Raw genomic sequence first — 8,112 nt, forward strand, 5'->3', positions numbered from 1 at the left:
CCAGTACTGGATGTACTGGGGTGATCCCGACAACGCCGCGAGCGTGCGTGCCGGGCGTCGCCGAGCAGGCGGGACTTTGAAGACAGGGCCTAGGTGTACCGCCCTGTCCGGTCGATCTTCGCGGGCCCTCGACGCCTGGCACATATAAATGGCACCGCACCGCACCTCGCCGCGTTGTCGGAGTCGCCCGAGTACATCCAGTACACGGGCGATCCTCCGCCTTGCGATGCACGGGTCCAGACACCGCGGCCTGATCCGCGAAGACCGACCGGACAGGCCCTAGCTCCAACTGGCGTGCAGCGGCTTGCCCTCGGCATAGCCGGCGGCGCTCTGGACGCCGACGATCGCCTTCCGCGCGAACTCCTCCAGCGAGTCCGCGCCCGCGTAGGTGCACGACGAGCGCACGCCCGCGATGATCGAGTCGATCAGGTCCTCCACACCGGGGCGGGACGGGTCGAGGAACATCCGCGAGGTGGAAATGCCCTCCTCGAACAGCGCCTTGCGCGCCCGGTCGTACGCCGACTCCTCGCTCGTACGGTTGCGTACGGCGCGGGCGGATGCCATGCCGAAGGACTCCTTGTAGAGCCGTCCGTCGGCGGCCTGCTGAAGGTCGCCCGGGGACTCGTACGTACCGGCGAACCAGGAGCCGATCATGACGTTCGAGGCGCCGGCGGCGAGCGCCATGGCGACATCGCGCGGGTGCCTGACCCCGCCGTCGGCCCAGACGTGCTTGCCGAACTTCTTCGCCTCCGCCGCGCACTCCATGACGGCGGAGAACTGGGGCCGGCCCACCCCCGTCATCATGCGGGTGGTGCACATGGCACCGGGCCCGACTCCGACCTTGACGATGTCAGCGCCGGCCTCGATCAGATCCCGTACGCCCTCGGCGGCGACGATATTGCCCGCGACGACCGGCACCTTCGGGCCGAGTGCGCGGACGGCCCTGATCGCGGCGAGCATCGATTCCTGGTGGCCGTGCGCCGTATCGACGACCAGCGTGTCGACGCCCGCGTCGAGCAGCTGCTCGGCCTTGCCCGCGACATCGCCGTTGACCCCGACGGCGGCGGCGATCCGCAGCCTGCCCTCGGCGTCGGTCGCGGGCGTGTAGAGGGTCGCGCGCAGGGCGCCCTTGCGGGTGAGGACACCGGTCAGCCTGCCGTCCGCGTCGACGGCGGGAGCGATCTTGCGGTTGGCGTTGTCGAGGGTGTTGAACGCCTCGCGCGGGTCCATGTCCGCGGAGAGCAGCAGCAGGTCCTTCGACATCACCTCGGACAGCTGGGTGAAGCGGTCGACACCGGTCAGATCGTGCTCGGTGACGACCCCGACGGGCCGCCCCTCGCCGTCGACCACGACCCCCGCGCCGTGCGCCCGCTTGGGCAGCAGGGACAGGGCGTCACCCACGGTCTGGAGGGGGGCCAGCACGATCGGGGTGTCGAGTACGAGATGGCGCGTCTTGACCCATGAGATGACGTCGGTGACGACCTCGATGGGGATGTCCTGCGGGATGACGACGAGACCGCCGCGCCGGGCGACGGTCTCGGCCATCCGGCGGCCCGCGATCGCGGTCATGTTCGCCACGACGAGGGGGATGGTGGTGCCGGTGCCGTCGGGGGCGGAGAGATCCACCGCGTGGCGGGAACCCACGGCCGAACGGCTCGGCACCATGAACACGTCGTCGTACGTCAGGTCATACGGCGGCTGCAGGTCATTGAGGAAACGCACGTGCAGAACATCCCAGTCGATCGGAGTTGGCCCCCGGTCGGTGGAGCCGGGGAAAACGCACGTACTTGATTGTCCCATGCCGGACCGGATACCCGGCTGGGGAGGAACGTCCAGCTCAGAAGGGGTGCCCTCGTACGATGGCCCAAACACCTCGGCACCGGATGGTGCGTCCCACCGGACACCGTTCGGGAGGGGCCGGATCAGGCCGGATCAGATCGGATCAGGCTGGATCAGCTGGGATCAGGTCTCGTCCGGGTCGACCCGCTCCAGCGCGGGCCGCGGCCCCGGGGTGAACTCCGTCAGCAGGAAGTCCGCCGCCGCGGTGTCCGTGACCAGGCTGGTGACCAGTCCGGAACGGAGAACGGCCCCGATCGCCTCCGCCTTGCGCAGCCCGCCCGCGATCGCCACGACCTCCGGAATCCGGCGCAGCCGGTCGGCCTCGACCGTGATGCAGCGCTCGCCCAGATCGCGGCCGACCCGCCGGCCCTCCGCGTCGAAGAGATGCGCGGACATCTCCGCGGCGACGCCGAGCGAGGCGTAGTGGGTCCGCTCCTCCTCGGTGATCATGTCGTGCACCGTCGAGATGCCCGGCTCCCAGGAGCCGATGGACACGGCGGCGACGGTCACCTTGTCGAAGTACTCGAAGGCGCGCGCGATACCCGTCTGACTGCGCAGCGCCGCCGCGGTCGCCGGATCGGGAAGCAGCATCGGCGCGTAGATGGGGTGCGCCTCTCCCCCGGACACCTGGGCGGCCCGCCGTACGGCCTCGACCGAGCCGCGCTCGGCGGTGCCCGCGTCGTACACACCCGTGAGCTGGACGACCGTGCAGGGGGGCAGCCGGTCGAGCGCGGCGGCCATGTGGATGGTGGACCGGCCCCAGGCCAGACCCAGCACATCGCCCTCGACAACCAGCTCACCGAGCAGATCGGCGGCGACCTCGCCGAGGTTCTCCGGGTCGGGCGACTCGTCCTCGGCCTCAGTGGGCGACTCGACCACCACCGCGTGCCGCAGTCCGTAGCGGGCGCGCAGCGCGTCGGAGCGCTCGGCGTCCAGCTCCGACGGGACGCGGATCTCGATCCTTACGAGGTCGCGCTCCAGCGCGGTCTCCAGGACCCGGGCCACCTTGAAGCGGCTGACGCCGAACTCCTCGGCGATCTGGATCTTGGACTTGCCCTCCAGGTAGAAGCGGCGGGCCATGGCCGCCGCCTGCACCAGTTCCGCGGGTCCCATCCGCAGGGCTGGCCGACCCGCCGACATACCAGACACCGCGATCTCCTCACTGCTGTTCACACTCTGGACTCGCTGTTCATCCTGTCAGATCCAGCGATCCTTGATCAGCCCCGAAGGGCTCCGTTCATGTTCCCGTGGCGCGCTGGTCCACCGGAGTCCCGCCCCGCTCGCACGGGTCAGTGGCCGCATGCCCAGGCGGCAGCGGCGGTGGCCTCGGTCGCCTGGTTACGGAGCATCCGTACCGCCGCGGCCGGATCGTCCGTGCCGTACACCGCGGAGCCCGCGACGAAGACATCGGCGCCCGCCTCGGCGCAGCGTTCGATGGTGGTGGCCGAGACCCCGCCGTCCACCTGGAGCCACAGTTCGAGACCGTGCTTGGAGATCAGCTCCCGGGTACGGCGGATCTTGGGCAGCATGATGTCCAGAAACGCCTGGCCGCCGAAGCCCGGCTCCACCGTCATGATCAGCAGCATGTCCAGCTCGGGGAGCAGGTCCTCGTACGGCTCGATGGCCGTCGCGGGCTTGAGCGCCATGGACGCCCTCGCGCCCTTGGCGCGGATCTCGCGCGCCAGCCGTACGGGTGCGGCGGCGGCCTCCACATGGAAGGTCACAGAACCGGCACCGGCCTCGACGTACTGCGGGGCCCAGCGGTCGGGCTCCTCGATCATCAGATGGCAGTCCAGCGGGATGTCCGTCGCCCGTCCGAGCGCTTCGACCACCGGCACGCCCAGGGTCAGATTGGGCACGAAGTGGTTGTCCATGACATCGACATGAAGCCAGTCGGCGCCTTCCACCGCCTTCGCCTCATCGGCGAGCCGGGAGAAGTCGGCGGACAGGATGCTGGGGTTGATCTGGGCCATGTGCCAAGCCTGCCATGTTCCGGACCACTTCCGGACCGCCCGGGGAACCTCGGTACGGACCAATGACCCGCGACACGGTGCGAGAACCGCACAGTCCGCGCAATCCGTACGTCCTGCCCCGCCGACGGAGGCCCGGCCCGCCCGGGCCGGAGAGTGGTCGAGCGGTTACTGATCGAGATGCTGGTGCGTGGCCGGATCCGGCCATGGCCACCGGCCGGCGGCCCGGCTTCGCGGAGGAGGCCCGGCTCCGGGCGGTTCGTTCGTCCCTGAAGTATCAGTACCCGACGGGGCGAGCGCGATGGACCGGCTCGCGGCCTTCCCCGGCAGACGGGTCGCGTGGACGCGGTGGTGAACTCAACGTCCGCTTCGGGTCAGGCAGAAGGGATGACCGGCCGGATCGGCGAAAACCCGCCATCTGTCGCCGCCCGGTTGGAGCGTCGGCTTGGAGGCGCCCAGTTCCAGGAGCAGAGCCTCGGTCTCGTCGAGGTCGTCGACCGCGAAGTCGAGATGGCTCTGTTGTGGCGCGGCCTGGTCGGGCCAGCGCGGAGCCTGATAGTCGGCAACCCGTTGGAAGCCGATGAAGAGCCCGTCCCCACTGGTGAGTCCAGCGAAGTCAGCGTTGGATTCCTGGACGAGTGGGAGCCCGGTGGCCTGCCGGTAGAACGCGGCCAGTGCCTGGGGGTCGGGGCAGTCGAGCGTTATCGCCGTCAGCCTCATCTGCGGGGACATGGCAGCTCCATCACGGCGGTCACGCTCTCGGGCACGGGTCGCGTCCCACCCTACTGATCAGCCCGACACTCCGCGCTGCGGCCCAGCGGCAGCGCGGAGTCGACGAGAACGGCGTGGCCGTCAGGCGGTACGCCGCAGCAGCGCCAGGTACATGGCGTCCGTCCCGTGCAGATGCGGCCACAGCTGGACGTCGGGACCGTCCCCCAGCGCCGGTACGCCCGGCATGAGCGGCCTGGCGTCGACCCACTCGGCCTCGACCGCCGGGCCGCCGCGCCCCCGCAGGACGTCCTCGACGACCGCCTTGGTCTCGGCGGGGTGCGGGGAGCATGTCGCGTATCCGACGACGCCGCCGACCCGTACCGCGTTGAACGCCTCGCGCAGCAGTCCGCGCTGGAGCGGCGCGAAGCCCTCCAGATCCTCCGGGCGGCGCCGCCAGCGCGCCTCCGGCCTGCGCCGCAGGGCGCCGAGGCCCGTGCACGGCACATCGACCAGGACCCGGTCGAAGGAACCGGGGACCCAGGGCGGCCGGGTGCCGTCGGCGGCGATCACCTGATAGGGGCCGGGGTTTCCGGCGAGCGCGCGGGCGACGAGCCTGGCCCGGTGCGGCTGCTTCTCGGCGGCCAGCAGGGAGGCGCCGCGCCCGGCGGCCAGCGCGGCCAGCAGCGCCGCCTTGCCGCCGGGACCGGCGCACCCGTCGAGCCAGCGCGCGTCGGGCCCCTCCAGCGGCGCGTCGGCCAGGGCGATCGCGACCAGTTGGCTGCCCTCGTCCTGGACACCGGCCCGCCCCTCCCGTACGGCGTCGAGCGCGCCCGGCTCACCGCCCTCGGTGAGCCGTACGGCATAGGGCGACCAGCGGCCGGGCAGCCCGGAGTCCTCGCCGAGCGCATCGAGCAGTTCATCGGCGGTCGAGCGGCCGGGCCGGGCCACCAGTGTCACCTCGGGCCGTTCGTTGTCGGCCTCCAGAAGATCCTCGATACCGGCGCGGCCACCGCCCAGCGCGTCCCAGAGCGCGGAGACCACCCAGCGGGGATGCGAGTGGACGACCGCGAGATGGTCCTCGGCGTCCTCGTCGTACGGCGGGGCGACCCGTTGCAGCCAGGTGTCCAGATCGTCGCGCGAGATCTTGCGCAGTACGGCGTTGACGAACTTGGCGCGGCCGTCGCCGAGCACCACGCGGGCCAGCTCCACGCTCGCGGAGACGGCGGCGTGCGTCGGGATCCGCGTCCCGAGCAGCTGGTGCGCCCCGAGGGCGAGCACGTCGAGGACGGGCGGGTCGACCTCACGCAGCGGCCGGTCGACGCACGCCGAGATGATCGCGTCGTACGTGCCCTGGCGCCGCAGCGTCCCGTACACCAGCTCGGTGGCCAGCGCCGCGTCCCGCGCCTCGAAGCCGCTGGTCTCGCGCGCCTTCTTGAGCAGCGGCGGCAGCACGAGATTCGCGTACGCCGCCCGCTCGTCGACGGCCCTGAGCGCCTCGAAGGCGAGGAGCCGCACGGGGTCCTTCTTGGGGCGGCGGTAGGGCTTGGAGGGGCGGCGGGGGGCCTGCTCGTTCAAAGGTGCTCCGCGGTGAGAAGAATTGATCCGTCCCAGCCTAATGCTCCCGCCCCGCTGCCCGAGCCGGTCGCCTACCGCGCCTGCCCGGGCCGCCTGCCCACCCCTTACCTTGCCTGCCCGAGGCTTTCGCCCGGGGCGATCCGTACCCCACGCGCCCAGTCGGCGGCACGCATCGGCTTCTTCCCCTGCGGCTGGACCCAGAGCAGCTCGACCTCGTGCGATCCGGTGCCCACGTACACATTGTTCTTGCCGACGGCGAGCGCTCCGGGCGCCAGCTCCGTACGCTCGGGCAGCAGCCCCAGGTGGACCAGCTTGAGCCGTTCCCCGCGGAAGACCGTCCAGGCACCGGGCGCCGGTGTGCAGGCACGGACCACCCGGTCCACCCGCAGCGCGGGCGCGGACCACTCCACCTGTGCGTCCTCGACCGTGATCTTGGGCGCGAGCGTGATGCCCTCGGCGGGCTGCGCCACGGGCTTGAGCGAGCCGTCCTCGATCCCGTCCATGGTCGCCGCGAGCAGCCCGGAGCCCGCGAAGGCCAGCCGGGTCAGCAGATCACCGCTGGTGTCGGTGGGCCGCACATGCTCCGTGATCACGCCGTACACCGGCCCGGAGTCCAGCCCCTCCTCGATCTGGAAGGTGGACGCGCCGGTCATCTCGTCGCCCGCCATGACGGCGTGCTGCACGGGCGCGGCACCGCGCCAGGCGGGCAGCAGCGAGAAGTGCAGATTCACCCACCCGTGGACCGGCACATCGAGGGCTGACTTCGGCAGCAGCGCGCCGTACGCGACGACCGGGCAGCAGTCCGGGGCGATCTCGCGCAGCCGGGCGAGGAAGTCCTCGTCGCGCGGCCTGGCCGGCTTGAGCACCTCGATGCCGGCCTCCTCGGCGCGCTGGGCGACCGGACTGGCGACAAGCCTGCGACCGCGCCCGGCCGGGGCGTCGGGCCGGGTCACGACGGCGACGACCTCATGCCGTTCGGAGGCGATGAGTGCGTCCAGGGCGGGTACGGCGACCTCGGGGGTGCCGGCGAAGACGAGCTTCATCGGTGGCTGACTGCCTCTCGGACTGAAAGTGCGGTGATCGAGCGACGCACCAGTCTATGGGCCTGGACGTCAGGGGGCGTACGACGGCCCACGCGCCCCGCGCATATGCGCATACGCCCCCGCAGCGTGACCACAACGCCAGGTGGCGCGTTGTCAAGAGAGATTGACCACACGGGCCGCACCGGTGCGGCCCGGATCCTTTTCAACGCCGGTTCGAGAGGCTTGTTCATGGCCGACCACGCAACCCACGACGCACAAGCCCGAGCAAGTCTGCACCTGTTGGTGCGGGACATCGAGCGGGTCCGGCGGCAGGTGGACGCATTGCGCACCCTCACCGCCCAGTTGGGCAATGTCTATCGCCCGCGACGATCGGGTCCTTCGACGGGCTTCGTCGTGTACGGCAGAGCACCCGCGCCGACCGTACGGCTCGCGCAGGAGCTGAGGGACAGTGTAGAGACCCTGGTGACCGCCGCGGTGGACTTTGACCGCTCGCTGGGCTTCTCCTGGGACGCGGTGGGTTCGGCGCTCGGCGTCACCAAGCAGGCGGTGCACCGTCGTTACGGCACGCGCCGGGCCACCCAGCAGGCGAGCGCACCCGAGGCGGACCGCCCCCAGGACACCACGACGCCACGCCCCACGGTGCCGACCGTCGTACCCGCGGCCCGATCGATGCCACCACAGCCGACGGCGAGCACCCAGTCCCTCCGGGAGGAACCCCGCCCGAATGTCTTCCCGGGCCCAAGGGGCGGCTGACCACCACCCCGCACCCGCCCCCAACCCCTCAGCCGGGCGGCGATTGGTTGGGGCCACCGGGCCGCACCCCACCCCCCCCCACCCCCCAATCCCTCAGCCGGGCGGTGGGTTGCGGGGACCACCGGAGGGGAGGGGGTCGGGGTCGGAGGAGGTGCGTGTCCGGACGTAAAGCGTCGCAGCACGCGCGAAGCGCGGTGACCACGCGACGGAGTCGCAAATCG

The 8,112-nt window shown here is 71.3% G+C and carries 7 protein-coding genes; 1 reads left to right on the forward strand and 6 read right to left on the reverse strand.

Features of this window, described 5'->3' with window-relative positions:
• Positions 1-279: 279 nt before the first annotated feature.
• From ACFRMN_RS38360 to fmt, 6 genes are all read right to left on the reverse strand, one after another.
• The gene (locus tag ACFRMN_RS38360; protein ID WP_383029113.1) at positions 280-1,728 is read right to left on the reverse strand and encodes a GuaB1 family IMP dehydrogenase-related protein; all 1,449 of its coding nucleotides are present in this window, start codon (positions 1,726-1,728) and stop codon (positions 280-282) included.
• Between the two features lie 234 nt (positions 1,729-1,962).
• A complete protein-coding gene (locus ACFRMN_RS38365; RefSeq protein ID WP_206300635.1) occupies positions 1,963-3,012 on the reverse strand; it encodes a sugar-binding transcriptional regulator in 1,050 nt (349 codons plus the stop codon).
• 116 nt (positions 3,013-3,128) lie between these two features.
• On the reverse strand, positions 3,129-3,812 hold the full coding sequence (rpe, locus tag ACFRMN_RS38370) for a ribulose-phosphate 3-epimerase (protein WP_383029099.1): 684 nt from the start codon (positions 3,810-3,812) through the stop codon (positions 3,129-3,131).
• Positions 3,813-4,166: 354 nt separating this feature from the next.
• On the reverse strand, positions 4,167-4,541 hold the full coding sequence (locus ACFRMN_RS38375; RefSeq protein WP_383029102.1) for a VOC family protein: 375 nt from the start codon (positions 4,539-4,541) through the stop codon (positions 4,167-4,169).
• A 120-nt stretch (positions 4,542-4,661) separates the two neighbouring features.
• Entirely contained in the window at positions 4,662-6,095 is a 1,434-nt protein-coding gene (locus tag ACFRMN_RS38380; RefSeq protein WP_383029105.1) for an RsmB/NOP family class I SAM-dependent RNA methyltransferase, read from the reverse strand.
• 104 nt (positions 6,096-6,199) lie between these two features.
• Positions 6,200-7,138, reverse strand: a complete 939-nt coding sequence (gene fmt / locus ACFRMN_RS38385; protein WP_383029108.1) for a methionyl-tRNA formyltransferase — start codon at positions 7,136-7,138, stop codon at positions 6,200-6,202.
• Positions 7,139-7,366: 228 nt separating this feature from the next.
• Here fmt and ACFRMN_RS38390 point away from each other — a divergent pair, with 228 nt between their 5' ends.
• Positions 7,367-7,891, forward strand: a complete 525-nt coding sequence (locus ACFRMN_RS38390) for a hypothetical protein (protein WP_383029111.1) — start codon at positions 7,367-7,369, stop codon at positions 7,889-7,891.
• The last annotated feature ends 221 nt before the right edge of the window (positions 7,892-8,112 follow it).

This window comes from Streptomyces sp. NPDC056835 (genome assembly GCF_042789485.1).
Lineage (GTDB): Bacteria > Actinomycetota > Actinomycetes > Streptomycetales > Streptomycetaceae > Streptomyces.

Excerpts from the sequence above, each read along its gene's own strand:
- rpe (WP_383029099.1), bottom strand. The coding sequence starts at position 3,812 with ATGGCCCAGATCAACCCCAGCATCCTGTCCGCCGACTTCTCCCGGCTC.
- fmt (WP_383029108.1), bottom strand. The coding sequence starts at position 7,138 with ATGAAGCTCGTCTTCGCCGGCACCCCCGAGGTCGCCGTACCCGCCCTG.
- ACFRMN_RS38390 (WP_383029111.1), top strand. The coding sequence starts at position 7,367 with ATGGCCGACCACGCAACCCACGACGCACAAGCCCGAGCAAGTCTGCAC.
- ACFRMN_RS38375 (WP_383029102.1), bottom strand. The coding sequence starts at position 4,541 with ATGTCCCCGCAGATGAGGCTGACGGCGATAACGCTCGACTGCCCCGAC.